We start from the raw sequence: 14,481 nt of genomic DNA, 5'->3' as shown, positions 1-14,481 counted from the left end.
CAAACCGCTAAGTAATTCCCGCGATGGTGGCTCGCCCCGTCGGGATTTACACTGAGCGCACTTATAAGGAGTGCTGATATGAAGCAATGGTTTGCTATGGCGGCTTTGGCCGCAGTGGTCGTGGGCGCACAAGCTCAGACATTTCCTGGTTCAAAGCCCGTGACCATCGTGGTGCCTTTCGCCGCAGGTGGCCCGACCGACCGTGTCGCTCGCGATTTGGCGGAAGCCATGCGCAAATTCGTACCCGGCGGCAATTTCGTGGTGGAAAACTCCGCGGGCGCTGGCGGGACCATTGGTGCCAATAAGGTCGCCAAGGCGGCACCAGATGGCCATACCCTTTTGTTGTTCCACATCGGTATGGCTGCGACACCTGCCTTGTATCGGAAAATTTCCTACAAACCACTGGAAGACTTCGAGTTCCTGGGCATGGTCAACGACGTCCCCATGACCTTGATTGGCAAGCCCCAGTTGCCCGCCAACACCTACCGTGACTTTGAAAACTACATCCGTGCGAACGCTGGCAACCTGAACATTGCCCACGCGGGTTTGGGTTCTGCATCGCACATCTGTGGTTTGCTCTGGCAATCCAATTTGCAGTCCAAAGAGGCGATGACCACCATCCCATTTGGCGGTACAGCACCGGCGATGACTGCTTTGATTGGCGGCCAGGTTGATGTCATGTGCGACCAGACCACCAACACCACACAACAGATCGAGTCGGGCCGTGTCAAAGCTTTTGCTGTGACCACTGCCAAGCCATTGAGCAATCACCCTGTGCTCAAGCACTATCCAAGTCTGCAGGAAATGGGCCTCAAAGGCTTTAACCTGACCATCTGGCACGGTCTGTATGCGCCCAAAGGCACACCAGCGGCCATCACCAAAACGCTCAACGATGCGCTGAAGAAAGCACTCAAGGACCCTGAGTTCGTCAAGAAGAACGAAGGTCTGGGCGCTCTGGTGGTCAACGACAAGCGCGTCGAGCCAGAAGAGCACAAGAAGTTCGTGGCTGCCGAGATGATCAAGATCAAAGCCGCGGTGGACGCAGCAGGCAAGTACGCCGACTGATCCTTCGGTTTGCTCTGACGAAAGCCGCTCACGTGAGCGGCTTTTTTCTTTATTTGGAGGCCTGTTGAAAGATTCATTTTGGTTACATGAAGGCTTTGCAATCGATTTTGAGGACTTTATTCAAGACAATCGCAAGACTTTTGAGCCCATGACCCAAGGAACATCATGAACAAGTATCTGCAGCAGTTGAGCTTATGGATTGGCGCTTTGGGCCTTTGTGCCGGCTCTGTCCTGGCGCAGGGCACCCTGCGCAATGAAGTGATCAAGCCTTTGGCGGCGGCGCAAGAAGCGATCAAGAACAACCAAAACGATCAAGCCTTGGGTTTGCTGCGTGACGCTTTGGCGGTGCCCCAGCTCACCGCGAACGAGAAAAACATGATCTCGCGCACGCAAGCGGTGGCGGCTTTGCGCGCTCAAAAATGGAAGCTCGCAACAGAGGCCTTGGAGTCTTTGGTGACTTCAGCCGATGTGCCGCAAACGGACAAACGACCCTTGCTCGAGTCCTTGATCAATGCCAGTCTGCAACTGAAGGACGATGCACGCGTTGTGAAGTGGGCGCGGCAATACCTGCAAGATGGCGGCGCCAATCCCGCAGTCCATCTGGCCTTGGTGCAGGCCTTGGCTGCATCTGGCCAGCACGCAGAAGTGGTGGGTGTGATGCAGGCCAAAATCCGCATGGATGCGTCGACTGCGAAGAAAACCCCCGAGCCCGAACTGCGCACATTGGCGCTCAGCTACCGCCAGCTCAAGGACGATGCCGGTTACATGAACACCCTCAAGCTGTTGTTGTCGAACTACCCCAGCAAGCCCTATTGGGCCGAAGTGCTCGGCCGCATGTCGCAGCAAGCGGGTTTGAACACTCGATTGGAATTGGACCTGTACCGTCTGTTGGAGCAAACGGACAACATGGAGGATGCCGCTGAATACGTGGAGATGGCCTCATTGGCTTTGAAGGCGGGCTTGCCTTCAGAGGCTGTGCGCGTCATCACCAAGGGCTTTGCTGCAGGCGTCTTGGGCCAAGGCGCTGAGGCTGCTGCACACGCCAAATTGCGCACGGATGCCCAGAAAAAAGTCCAGGAAGACGATGCCTTGTTTGCGCAACTGGAAAAGTCGGCCAAGGACGGCGCTTCATGGGCGGCGGTAGGCGATGTCCATTTCTCGCGCCAAAACTGGTCGGCTGCGAACGCGGCCTACGCCAAGGCGATCGAATTGGGGGGGCTGCGGCGTGAGCACGAAGTGCGTTTGCACGCGGCCATCAGCCTGGTTCAAGCCGACCAAAAGGGCGCAGCTCGCCAACAATTGGCTTTGGTGAGTGGCGATGCCACGGCTGTGGAGTTGGCCGCTTTGTGGGCGATTCTGGCGCGCTGAACAGGGGCGAGGAAGCAGGCTGACGTACGGGGCGAGCCGTCGCCATTCAAAACAAGTGCAAACCCTATTGCAATCGATTGCAAAGTCGGATAAATTGGGGCATTGCATTTTTGCTGCTGCGCGCAGTGCCTTTCTCTTTAAGACCGATGACCTCCATCAGAACCACACCGCCCACTTTGTCGATCTCCCAGATCGTGCAAATGAACATCGGCTTTTTGGGCTTGCAATTCAGCTTTGGTTTGCAGCAAAGCAATATGAGCCCGATCTACAGCTACCTGGGCGCGGATGAGGCTGCATTGCCCTTGCTCGCACTGGCTGGGCCGGTCACAGGCTTGTTGGTGCAGCCGATTGTGGGCGCCATGAGCGACAGGACCACATCGCGCTGGGGTCGACGCACACCCTATTTCTTCATTGGTGCGGTGTTGTGCTCGCTGTCTTTGTTGGCCATGCCTTACAGCTCTGCGCTGTGGATGGCGGCGAGTTTGCTGTGGATCTTGGATGCGGCCAACAACATCACCATGGAGCCCTATCGCGCCTATGTGAGCGACCGCCTGCCCAAGGAACAACACGCATTGGGTTACCTGACGCAAAGCGCCTTCACGGGTTTGGCACAAACACTGTCGTACCTCGCGCCCTCCATCATGGTGTGGATGGGCATGAACAAGGATGCGGTAGGCGGCAACCACATCCCTCAAATCACCCAAGTGGCCTTCATCATCGGTGCCCTGCTGTCGGCATCCACCATTGCATGGTCGATCTGGAAGGTCCCTGAGCTGCCCTTGTCAGCGCAAGAGATGGCCGCACTGAAGGCCAAGCAGCAAGGCTGGCTCAGCACGCTCAAAGAGATTGCACAAGCGATCAAAGAAATGCCACAAGCCATGCGGCAACTGGCGTGGATGAAGCTGTTCCAGTGGTACGCCATGATGTGCTACTGGCAATACGTCACCTATGCCATCGCCCGCAACATGTTTGACACGTCGGATCCGACCAGCACGGGCTTTCGCGACGCGGTCTTGGTCAACGGACAAATCGGTGGGTTCTACAACGCGGTGGCTTTTGTTGCGGCGTTGGCCATGGTGCCATTCACGCGCCGCTGGGGCGCCGGAAAGATGCATGCCTTGTGCTTGGTCGCTGCGGGACTGGGCATGATGACCATTCCTCACATCCAAAGCCAAGCCCTCTTGTTCCTGCCCATGATTGGCGTGGGTCTGGGTTGGGCCAGCATCATGGGCAACCCCTACGTGATGTTGGCCAGAAGCATCCCGGCGGAGCGAACAGGTGTTTACATGGGCATTTTCAACATGTTCATTGTGATTCCGATGCTCATCCAGGGTGTGACCTTGCCCCTGATTTACCACCCCCTTTTGGGGGGTGATCCTCGCAACGTCTTGGTGCTGGCCGGTGTGTTGCTTTGCTTGGCAGCAATGGCCACGTTGAGGGTCAAAGTCCCCGTTGAAAACCCATCCACTTCAGCCTGAAGTGGATGGCATGACTTGTTGTTTGAAATTGATGTCTCAGAAAAATGCGTAACGAAGTTCAATTGATCACTTACGTCGACCGCTTTGGCGGTCAGACCTTGCCACAACTGCAGGAGCTCATCACAGGTCCATTGAAGGGTGCAGTCGGTGGCGTTCATTTGCTGCCGTTTTTTTACAAAATCGACGGTGCCGATGCGGGCTTTGATCCGATTGACCACACACGCGTGGACGACCGCTTGGGCGAATGGAAAGACATTGCCAACCTGTCTGAACAAATGGGTGTGATGGCCGACGTGATCGTCAACCACATGTCTTCGGAATCCCCACAGTTCCTGGACTATTCCCAGAAGGGCAGTGCCTCTGAATACGACGGCCTGTTTTTGACGATGGAATCGGTCTTCCCGAACGGCGCCACTGAAAAGGACTTGCTCGCGGTGTACCGCCCACGTCCCGGCATGCCTTTCACGGTGACCACGCTGGCCAATGGTGAACGCCGTTTGCTCTGGACCACCTTCACGCCCCAGCAGATCGACATCGATGTGCACACACCAGCAGGCAAGGCCTATCTGGACTCGATCTTGCAAAAACTCTCGCAAAGCGGCGTCACCATGGTGCGCCTGGATGCGGTGGGGTATGCCATCAAGAAGGCGGGGGCCAATTGCTTCATGATGCCCGAGACCTTTGACTTCATCAAAGCGTTTGCGCAGCGTGGCCGTGAGCTGGGACTGGAAGTGCTGGTGGAAATCCACTCGTACTACAAGCGCCAGATGGAAATCGCCCAGCAGGTGGACTGGGTCTATGACTTCGCCTTACCGCCATTGGTTTTGCATGCACTGGAATTTGGTCGCAGTGGTCCATTGCTGGACTGGATTGCACAACGCCCCAACAACGCGGTGACGGTGCTCGACACCCACGATGGCATCGGCATCATCGACATCGGCGCGGATGCGACAGATCGCGCCAACCACCCCGGTCTGGTGCCACCCCATGAGCTGGACGAGTTGGTGGAGCGCATGCACCGCAACTCGAACAACCAAAGCCGTCGTGCCACCGGTGCCGCAGCATCCAATCTGGACCTGTACCAGGTCAACTGCACCTTCTTTGATGCGCTGGGTCGCAACGCGTCGGCCTACCTGGTGGCGCGTGCGATTCAGTTCTTTGTGCCAGGCATTCCACAGGTGTATTACGTGGGCTTGCTGGCGGGTGAAAACGACATGGACTTGTTGGCGAAAACCAAAGTCGGTCGCGACATCAACCGCCACTACTACTCACGCGAAGAGGTGCTGAGTGATCTGAACAAGCCCGTCGTCAAACGCCTGCTTGAACTGATGCGTTTGCGTAACAGCCATCCAGCCTTTGGCGGCGCTTTCAGCAGCGCAGCAATGGCCGCAAACCAACTGACGCTGAGCTGGCAACAAGGCGCTGCATACGCCCGCCTTGAAGTCGATTTGTCGACCAAGTCAGGTCGTATCATCCACGGCCTCGCTGGGGATGAAGCGGTGGTGTTTGAATTGCGATAAGTACCAGCTCATCCACAACAAAAAAAGCCAGTCAGTGTGATCTGACTGGCTTTTTTTGTGTTGTTTGAGGTAAAAGGTCTGGGAATTAGAGATGGTTTGATATCTAAAAAGGGCTGATTCGACAATGCAAAAAAAGATCGCCCGAAGGCGATCTTGATGGGTAAAAAAAGGCAGCAACGCTGCCTCGCTATGCTTTAGAAGCTGTACTTCAAACCAGCCTTGGCAGAGCGACCGTTGATCGAGCGAGCGGCCATGCGACCATCGTTGATTTCGGTGTAACCAATGGTGTTGGTCAAGTTGTAAACACCAAAGGATGCTGTCAGATCTTTGCTGATGGCATAGTTGGCGAATGCATTGACAACGGTGTAAGCGGGCAAAGTGGCCTCGTATGCAGTGCCTTGAGCGTCTTTTGCACTGCTTGAACCCACGATTGCAGCGCCCACGGTGTAAGCGCCGGAAGTGTATGTGGGGCTCAACTGATAAACAACTTTCGCTTGACGATTAGGTGTCAGGCCGCTGCTGACGATTTTTGCATCGGTCAGTGTCACGCCGCCATTGATGCGGAATGCACCCATCTTGTAGCCAGCTTCCAGTTCAATACCTTTGGCATCGTACTTGTTGGCTGTGCTTTTCTGGGTGGTTGCATCAAAGTTGCTCTCATCGGTCTTGGCTTGGAACAAGGTCACAAAAGTGCTCAAGTTGCCATTGCGCATCTTCACGCCGCCCTCATACTGCTGGACAGTGTTGATCGGGACAACGCCTGCGCCGCCAGCCATGGGCACTGCAGCAGATCCGAACATGATGCGGTCTGCATTGAACGCGACGCCTTCGCTGATGCGGGCGAACACAGCCATGTCTTTGTTCAGCTGGTAGTTGGCACCGAAAGAGTAGGAGTTGTGACTCTTCTTGTAGTTAATGGCTTTGGCGTCGCCTGGGTTGAATTTGTTATCAACAGCTTGGGTGTATGAACCGGTAGCAACTTGGTTGTCATGGCGGATGCTACCGTCCAAACTCCAAGCGCCCTTTTCCCAGCCGATCACAGCGTAGGGTGATGTTGTGTTGTAAGTGGCGTCAATCGCGCGTGTGCAGCAACCACCCCACACCGAGGTGCCCAGTGCCGTTGCACCATAGCTGTTGGTGGTGCTATTGGACAGCAAGGCTGGGTTTTTGTCCGTGGCCTGCATCAGGTACTGGTTGAAGTTCCAAGTCAGGCCCACTTTTTGCACATTCATGAACAAACCGAAGGTGGTGTTCAACTTTGCGCCATCAGCCTGAGCAAATGATTTGCTCAACTTGAAGTCGTTTGTTGTGCTGCCCATGTCGTCCATGGACGTGTTGAACACGGTGTTGGTGAATGCGTTGCCTGTGTAGGCTTGCCCGGCTTTAGGGCCAGTTGCGTAAATGGTGCCAACAGGAGCTGCAGTCACGTCATTGGCAGGGAACAAGCCGACAAAACGACCGGTCATTGCGGAGTGGCGGAATTTTTCGCTCAACTTCCAACCATCGGCAAGTTTCAACTCTGCCTCGATGCCAAACGAATTTTGTTTGACGCGCAGACCATCGTTGACATCAGTGCCCACCATGGTGTTGTTCTTCGTCAGCGTGTAATCCTTGACCCAATAAGGCGAGTACATGCTTGCAACACGTGGGTCAATGCCGGGAAGTTCGCTCACTTTGCCGTTGGCGATTTTGACGGGAACAGGCATGAACAAGGGGCTTTGGTCGTCCAGCGATTTGAAGTTCAAACGCACAAAACCGTTGTCCAATTCTTGTGTGATGTTGCCCTTGATTTGGCCACCTTGGTTACTGTTGCCTGTGGCGTTGCGAGGGCCTTCGCCGCTGTGTGTGTAGCCACCGATAAAGAAGCGAGTCTTCTCACCCAATTTGCCACTGTAGTCAAAATCGAGGCGCTTATGGTCGTAAGTCAGGCCTGTTGTGACGCCAATGCTACCGCCGGGCTCGTCACCGGTCTTGCTGATGAAGTTGATGATGCCGCCAGGTGCATTGGTGGCCAGTGTGGAGGCAGAGCCGCCGCGAACAACTTCCAAGCGCTCAAGGCTGTTGTCGGCACGCAAGAACATATCGGGTGTGGAAAAAGCCACATCGCCAAACAGCATGACCGGCAGGCCATCTTCTTGGAATTGCACGTAGCGTGAGCCGCCAGCAGAGATGGGCAAACCACGAACGGTCACGTTGGCATTACCACCACCACCGCTGGACTCTGCACGAATACCGGGGATCGAACGCAAGATGTCGGAAGCGTTGGTGGGTTGGCTTTGCAACACTTGCTCAGCGCCGACGGTAGATATGGAGCTCGATTGCTTCATCTTGCTTGCGCCAGTGGCTGTACCGGTCACCACAACCTCATCGAGCTTGAGGGCGTCGTTGCTTGATTGAGCGTAAGCCACGCTCAACTGGAATGCTGCCAGAGCAGCGGCGGCTGCCACTTTGGTAGGAGTGGCGAATTTTTGCTTCTTCATAGAAGGGTCTCCAAAACATTGAAACGATTGCAAAACCATGAAAGGATTGTTGCAGATGATGATCCATCAGCGTCACGGGACGTGATCGCACCTTGGATGTAACGTATTTTGCAAATCTATGAAAACGATTGCAATCAAAGATTTTTAATCGAAGACGTTTTGGCGATGTGTGAGGGGTGTCTTTTCACTCGAGAAATCGTCAAAAACTAGGACTTTCCCTAGTGTGTATGATCAGCAACAGGCCATCGCGAAACATCCGAAATTCAAGGCCTAGTGTTTTCCCTAGGTGTTGAAAAAGAACAAACACAGGTATCATGCAAACGATTGCATTGAGCGAAACTCGAAACAAGGAGAAAAGAAACAATGGACGATTACGCCAGCCGGCAACGCAAGCCGACCAAGCACCTGATCGGGCTGGGGCTGGTGGTGGTGTTGCACCTTTTGCTTTTTTGGGCCATCAGCTCGGGCTTGGCCCGCGCGTTTGTCAAAAAGATCCAAGGTCCTGTGGAGGCCGTTTTGCTCGAAGATGCAAAACCCGATATCCCACCGCCGCCTCCGCCACCACCACCCAAGAACTTGCCGCCCCCTCCGGCCTATGTGCCGCCTGTGGATGTCCCCGTGACCAACGCAGCGCCAGCTGCCAATGCCATTGCCGCCGTGTCGGCCACGCCCCAGCCGGTGGCACCACCTGCGCCGCCAGCGCCGCCAGTGGTCAAAGCAGAGCCTGTGCGCACAGCCGCCGTGGTCAACTCGGCCAACTGCGAAAAACCCGAGTACCCCAGCGCCTCGCGTCGCTTGGAAGAAGAGGGCACCGTCAGCCTGCGCTTCCTGGTGGGAGCCGATGGCAAGGTGGTGCAAGCCGAGGTCGAGAAGTCTTCGGGCTACAAGCGCCTGGACGAAGCGGCCCGCGCCGGTTTGTCGCGCTGCGCCTTCAAGCCCGCCACCGTGGACGGCAAGCCTGAGCAAGGCTGGGCCACCATGAAATACACCTGGCGCCTGGAATGATCCGGTCGCACAGATCCACAGTCACAGTCAAACGTTTTTAAAGAACCCAGAGGAGAACCTCATCATGTTCAAACCATTCAAAACCCTCATCGTCTGCGCTGGCCTGTTGGCCGGTCTCCTGTCTGCCGGTAACGTGCTGGCGGCCAAACCCAAAGAAGCAGCACCTGCCCCCGCAGCTGCAGCAGCGCCTGCCCCAGCTGAAGTGGCCTCTGCACCTGTGGCCGCACCCGCAGCGCCTGCCCCAGCTGCTGCAGCCGCCGAAGAAGAGAACCCCTACGGCCTGTCCGCCCTGTGGGCCCAAGGCGATGCCGTGGCCAAAGGCACCTTGCTGATCTTGGTGCTCATGAGCATGGGCTCTTGGTACGTGATCTTCACCAAGTTCGCTGAGCAGGCCAAACTGAACAAGCAAGCCAAAGCTGCGCAAGAGTCTTTCTGGAGCGCCAGCACCGTGGCCCAGGGCAAAGACACGCTCGAAGAAGGCTCCGCTTTCCGCTTCATCGCAGAAAAAGGCCTGGAAGGCGCTTCCAAGCACACCGGTTTGCTGGGTGCGGTCGACTTCAACGAGTGGGTGACCATGAGCATCCAGCGTGCCATTGGCAACGTGCAAAGCCGCATGCAAGACGGTCTGGCTGTGCTGGCCACGGTGGGCTCTACTGCACCGTTCGTGGGTCTGTTCGGTACCGTGTGGGGCATCTACCACGCGCTGGTCAAGATCGGCATGTCCGGCCAAGCCTCGATCGACAAGGTCGCAGGCCCCGTGGGTGAAGCCCTGATCATGACCGCCATCGGCTTGGCTGTGGCCGTGCCTGCAGTGCTGGGTTACAACTACCTGGTGCGCCGCAACAAGGCCGTGATGGAACAAGTCAACGCCTTTGGCTCTGACCTGCACGCTGTGCTGCTCGGCTCGGCCAAGAAGTAAACCCCTTCGCATTCCCTTCGCTTGAGCGGTGGCAGCGCCGCCCAAGCGATCACAGGAGGAGCCAACATGGCCATGAACGTAGGCGAAGCCGATGACGAGATCATCGGCACCATCAACACCACGCCCCTGGTGGACGTGATGCTGGTGCTCTTGATCATCTTTTTGATCACGATCCCCGTGGTGACCACCTCCATCAAGGTGGACTTGCCGAAAGAAAAGAACGTGGTGCGCGAGACCAAGCCCGAAAACGTGATCATCTCGGTGGACCGTGCAGGCGGTATTTACCTGTACGACACCAAGGTCAAGAACAGCACGGACTTGCTCGAGCGCATGAAGAAATTCTCGGTGATGAAACCTCAGCCGGAGGTGCAGATCCGGGGCGACGGCAAGAGTGATTTCGAGTCGGTGGGCCGCGTGATGTACGCGGTGCAACGCGCAGGCATCACCAAAGTCGGCTTCATCACCGAGCCCAGCAACTGAAGGAGCAGAGCATGGGAATGAACGTAGGAACGAGTTCCAGCGACGAGCCGGAAGTCATGATCGACATGAACACCACGCCGCTGATTGACGTGATGTTGGTGCTCTTGATCATGCTGATCATCACGATCCCGGCGCAGCTGCATTCGGTGAATTTGGACATGCCGCTGCCCACCAACGCGGCCAAAAAGGCCGATCCGGTGGTGATCAAGATCGATGTGGATGCGGGCAGCGTGATCAACTGGAACGGCAAGCCCGTGGGCAGCCGCGCCGACATGGAGGCCAAGCTGAGGGAAGCGGCAGCGATGCAGCCGCAGCCAGAGCTGCACATTCGCTCGCACGCGAAGGCGAAATACGAAGCGGCTGCGGCCGTGATGGCCAGTGCCCAGCGCATTGGCCTGACCAAACTGGGGATCGTGGGCTCTGAGCAGTTTGTGAACTGAGCCCGATCCCGACAAGTTGTTGAGTACGTTTCTTCCAAGGAAACCTTGTGCCCCCTCCCTCACGGGTGGGGGCGTTTTTTTGAATTAACATCGCTTGAACAGAGAGACATGTGAATGGCCAAGGCAGAACCTGAAAAGCGCAAGATACAAATGGCGGACATTGCCCGTCTGGCAGGGGTATCCACCGCAACAGTTTCACGCGCCCTCAATGGCAGTGCGTTGATCAACGAAGAAACGCGTTTGCGCATCATCGAGCTGGCACGTTCACTCAACTACACCATCAATCTGGGCGCACAAAACCTGCGCAAGGGCGACAACACCACCATCGGTGTGGTGATCCCGTATTACCCAGCCAGCCGTCAAAGCATTTCAGACCCGTTCTTCTTGGGCATGCTCGGTAGCCTGGCCGATGCCCTGACGGATCGCCAGTACGACATGCTGCTTTCGCGCGTCGATGCCGATCACCTTGAGCGGATTTCTGCTTTGTACGACTCGGGCCGTGTCGGCGGCATCATCGTGATCGGTCAGTGGGGCCACCACGACCAGCTCAACGAATTGGCACGCCAGCGCTTGCCCTTTGTGGCCTGGGGCGCGCAGTTGCCCAACCAGCTGTATTGCAGCGTGGGTGGCGACAACGCCAGCGGCGGTCAGCTGGCCACCGAACACCTGCTGGGCTTGGGCCGCAAGCGCATCGCCTTCATGGGCGAGAAGTCTTTGCCCGAACCTGAAAAACGTTATTCAGGTTACCAAAAGGCTTTGCGCAAAGCCGGTTTGAAAACCGACCCTGCGCTCTACATCCCATCGTCTTTTGCTCCATTGGGCGCGCAAGAGGCCTTGCGCGTGCACCTTGACCGTCACGGTTTGAACTTTGACGCCATCGTGGCCGCCAGTGATTTGATCGCCATCAGCGCCCTGGGCGTGTTGCGCGAGCGGGGTTACAGCATTCCCGACGATGTGAGCGTGGTGGGCTACGACGATGTGGAGCCAGCGGCCCACAGTTTTCCGCCTTTGACCACGGTGCGCCAGCCATTGGACTTGGCCGGCGCCCATCTGGTGGACTGCTTGCTGCGCATCATGGCCGGCGAAAAGCCAGAATCCGATTTGCTGCCCACGACCTTGGTCGTGCGCGAATCAACGAAGGCGCTCTGAGCGCATCTCAAAGCGCTGCTCAGCCCCAGCGCCTTCTTGGCGCGTACCGGTGATGACTTGGGCGCAGCTGCCCGCCTGCACTTTGCCCAGCCAAGTTGCCGCGATGCGTTGGCCGTCGTGCGATTCCTCCATGGTGAATTCGCCATCCTCCAGGTCGGCGGCCACCGCGTAGTGCTGCGGGATTTGCATCAAGGCGCCGCGCAAACTGCCCTCGTGCTCAGGGTGCGGGCGCAGCACCAGCGTCCAAGTGCCAGCTTGACCTGACAGGCTCACGCGCCAGGAGCCGACCAGGTGTTCGGCCGTGATTTCTTGTTTGGCGCAACCGGTCGCAGTGGCCAGGGTGACTGGGTTGGCGCAAGCGCTCAGGCCTGCGATGCACAGCAGGGCAAGCCCATTCAAAGTGTTGCGAAGGACGTTCATGGTTTGGCTTCGGCGGCGGAATCTGCGGCCCGCTTGGCAAACTCGGCGCGCAAGGCCCTGAGTTTTTCGCGGGGGTCTTCTTTGATGGTGTTTTCATCGAGCTTCATTTCGGCGATGAAGCGGCTGGGCAGGGCGGCCACCATGTCGCGGCCTTTTTTGCGGCGCTTGGTCCAGCTCACGGCCAGGCTGCGCTGGGCGCGGGTGATGCCCACATACATCAGGCGGCGCTCTTCTTGCAGGCGTTGCAAGATGCCTTCGCTCATGGGGCCATCGCTGCGGCCAGAGTGCTCGTCGTCGTCACCCAGCTTGAAGGGCAGCAGCCCCTCGTTCACGCCCACCAGCACCACGTGGGGCCACTCCAGGCCTTTGGAGGCGTGCAAGGTGGACAGCGTGACCACGTTCTGGTCTTTCTCGCGTTCGCTCAAAGTCGAAATCAAAGAGATGGTCTGCGCCACCTCCAACAGGCTTTTGGACTCGGAAGCGTCGGTCCCGGTGGCGTCTTCGATTTCGCCGCCGCAGCGCCCGGCCATCCAGTCGCAAAACTCCAGCACATTGGTCCAGCGGGCAGAGGCCACTTTCTCGTTGTCTTCGCCGTCGTACAGGTGCTGCTCATAGCCGATTTCTTTGAGCCACTCCAGCAAAAAGGCCAGCGCCGCTTCCTTGCCCAGGGTGTGGCGGGCGCGGTGCTCCAGGTCGTTGATGTAGCGGCCAAATTCGTGCAGACCGTCCACGGCGCGGGTGTTCACCGCGCTGGGCAAGCTGCCTGCAAACAGCGCTTCAAACAGGCTCAGCTTGTATTGCGTGGCAAAGGTGCCCAGCTGCCCCAGCGTCTGGTGGCCGATGCCGCGTTTGGGGCTGGTGATGGCACGCAAAAACGCCGGGTCATCGTCGTTGTTGATCCACAGGCGAAACCAGGCGCACAAGTCCTTGATTTCGGTCTTGTCAAAAAAGCTCTGCCCGCCCGAGACCTTGTAGGGGATGTTGGCGCGGCGCAGGGCTTGCTCAAACGGCCGGGCCATGTGGTTGGCACGGTACAAGATCGCAAAGTCCTTGAATTCGCGGTGCTTGGACGGGTTGACCTGGCCGCCACGGATCGACTGGATGCGGGCAATGGCCCGGTCGGCCTCGTGCTCTTCGTTCACCGCATCGACCACACGCACCGGCTCGCCCTCGCCCAATTCCGAAAACAGCGTTTTAGGAAACAGCTTGGGGTTGGGCTGGATCACGTTGTTGGCGGCCCGCAAGATGGCGCTGGTGGAGCGGTAGTTTTGCTCCAGCTTGATGACTTTCAAATTCGGAAAGTCTTGTGGCAGGCGCTTGAGGTTGTCCAGCGTGGCGCCGCGCCAGCCGTAGATCGACTGGTCGTCGTCGCCCACGGCGGTGAAGCGACCACGCTCGCCCACCAGGTGCTTGAGCACCTCGTACTGGGTGGCGTTGGTGTCTTGGTATTCGTCCACCAGCACATGGCCCATCTTGGCTTGCCAGCGCTCGCGCACCTCGGGGTAGTCGGCCAACAATTTCAGGGGCATGCCGATCAGGTCGTCGAAGTCCACGCTTTGGTAAGCCGAGAGCCGCTCTTCGTACAGGCCCATGATGCGTGCGATCACGCGGGCGTTGTCGTCGGGTGCTTGTGCTGCAGCTTGCTCGGCGTTCAGGCCCATGTTCTTCCACAGGCTGATGGTCCATTGCCATTGGCGGGCCGTGGCCGCATCGGTGGTGCCGCCGCAGTCTTTGAGGATGCTGGTCACATCGTCTGCGTCCATGATGCTGAACTGGGGCTTAAGACCCAGCACATGGCCGTCTTCGCGCATGATGCGCACGCCCAGGGCGTGGAAGGTGCAGACCGTCACATCTTTGGCGGCCTTGCCAATCAGGTCTTTGGCGCGCTCGCGCATCTCGGCGGCGGCCTTGTTGGTGAAGGTGATGGCCGCAATCCGCTTGGGCTCCAGGCCCACATCGATCAGGCGGCCGATCTTGTGCGTGATGACCCGTGTTTTGCCCGAGCCTGCGCCCGCCAACACCAGGCAGGGGCCTTGAACATAGTTCACGGCTTCGAGTTGGGCAAGATTCAGACCGGCGGACATCCAGGGGCTTCCAAGCAAAGCGTTCGATCATAGCGGGGACTGTCGGCCCTGCGACCGGCTTACAACCCTGCGG

12 protein-coding genes are annotated in these 14,481 nt (G+C 57.6%); 9 read left to right on the top strand and 3 right to left on the bottom strand.

Annotation, left to right across the window (positions count from 1 at the left end):
• Positions 1-78 precede the first annotated feature (78 nt).
• The 4 genes from QLQ16_RS02870 (at position 79) to gtfA (ending at position 5,431) form a co-directional block, all read left to right on the top strand.
• Positions 79-1,065 (top strand): tripartite tricarboxylate transporter substrate-binding protein, encoded by a 987-nt coding sequence (locus QLQ16_RS02870; protein ID WP_283223181.1) that lies wholly within the window; start codon positions 79-81, stop codon positions 1,063-1,065.
• A gap of 165 nt (positions 1,066-1,230) precedes the next feature.
• Positions 1,231-2,433, top strand: coding sequence for a tetratricopeptide repeat protein (locus QLQ16_RS02865; RefSeq protein WP_283223180.1), 1,203 nt, complete (start codon positions 1,231-1,233; stop codon positions 2,431-2,433).
• Positions 2,434-2,579: 146 nt separating this feature from the next.
• The gene (locus QLQ16_RS02860; protein WP_283223179.1) at positions 2,580-3,911 is read left to right on the top strand and encodes an MFS transporter; all 1,332 of its coding nucleotides are present in this window, start codon (positions 2,580-2,582) and stop codon (positions 3,909-3,911) included.
• Positions 3,912-3,955: 44 nt separating this feature from the next.
• Positions 3,956-5,431 (top strand): sucrose phosphorylase, encoded by a 1,476-nt coding sequence (gene gtfA / locus QLQ16_RS02855; protein ID WP_283223178.1) that lies wholly within the window; start codon positions 3,956-3,958, stop codon positions 5,429-5,431.
• Positions 5,432-5,625: 194 nt separating this feature from the next.
• Here gtfA and QLQ16_RS02850 read toward each other — a convergent pair whose 3' ends face one another.
• Positions 5,626-7,911, bottom strand: a complete 2,286-nt coding sequence (locus tag QLQ16_RS02850; RefSeq protein WP_283223177.1) for a TonB-dependent receptor — start codon at positions 7,909-7,911, stop codon at positions 5,626-5,628.
• Positions 7,912-8,274: 363 nt separating this feature from the next.
• Between QLQ16_RS02850 and QLQ16_RS02845 the strand changes: the two genes are divergently transcribed.
• The 5 genes from QLQ16_RS02845 to QLQ16_RS02825 all read left to right on the top strand — a co-directional run bounded on the left by QLQ16_RS02845 (position 8,275) and on the right by QLQ16_RS02825 (position 11,904).
• Positions 8,275-8,916 carry an energy transducer TonB gene (locus QLQ16_RS02845; RefSeq protein WP_283223176.1) on the top strand — a complete coding sequence of 214 codons (642 nt, stop codon included), beginning with the start codon at positions 8,275-8,277 and terminating at the stop codon, positions 8,914-8,916.
• A gap of 64 nt (positions 8,917-8,980) precedes the next feature.
• Positions 8,981-9,835 carry a MotA/TolQ/ExbB proton channel family protein gene (locus QLQ16_RS02840; RefSeq protein ID WP_283223175.1) on the top strand — a complete coding sequence of 285 codons (855 nt, stop codon included), beginning with the start codon at positions 8,981-8,983 and terminating at the stop codon, positions 9,833-9,835.
• 66 nt (positions 9,836-9,901) lie between these two features.
• Positions 9,902-10,315 carry an ExbD/TolR family protein gene (locus tag QLQ16_RS02835; protein ID WP_283223174.1) on the top strand — a complete coding sequence of 138 codons (414 nt, stop codon included), beginning with the start codon at positions 9,902-9,904 and terminating at the stop codon, positions 10,313-10,315.
• Positions 10,316-10,326: 11 nt separating this feature from the next.
• Positions 10,327-10,755 (top strand): ExbD/TolR family protein, encoded by a 429-nt coding sequence (locus QLQ16_RS02830; RefSeq protein WP_283223173.1) that lies wholly within the window; start codon positions 10,327-10,329, stop codon positions 10,753-10,755.
• A gap of 114 nt (positions 10,756-10,869) precedes the next feature.
• A complete protein-coding gene (locus QLQ16_RS02825; RefSeq protein WP_283223172.1) occupies positions 10,870-11,904 on the top strand; it encodes a LacI family DNA-binding transcriptional regulator in 1,035 nt (344 codons plus the stop codon).
• Here QLQ16_RS02825 and QLQ16_RS02820 read toward each other — a convergent pair.
• Positions 11,887-12,324 carry a hypothetical protein gene (locus QLQ16_RS02820; RefSeq protein ID WP_283223171.1) on the bottom strand — a complete coding sequence of 146 codons (438 nt, stop codon included), beginning with the start codon at positions 12,322-12,324 and terminating at the stop codon, positions 11,887-11,889. The two genes, QLQ16_RS02825 and QLQ16_RS02820, sit on opposite strands and share 18 nt — an antisense overlap.
• A complete protein-coding gene (locus QLQ16_RS02815) occupies positions 12,321-14,408 on the bottom strand; it encodes an ATP-dependent helicase (protein WP_283223170.1) in 2,088 nt (695 codons plus the stop codon). The genes QLQ16_RS02820 and QLQ16_RS02815 overlap by 4 nt, the downstream gene beginning before the upstream one ends.
• Positions 14,409-14,481: the final 73 nt, after the last annotated feature.

Origin of the sequence: Limnohabitans lacus (genome assembly GCF_030053395.1) — a bacterium.
Lineage (GTDB): Bacteria > Pseudomonadota > Gammaproteobacteria > Burkholderiales > Burkholderiaceae_C > Limnohabitans_A > Limnohabitans_A lacus.
Note: the sequence above shows the minus strand (reverse complement) of the source record. Positions and strands in the feature narration are given on the sequence as shown.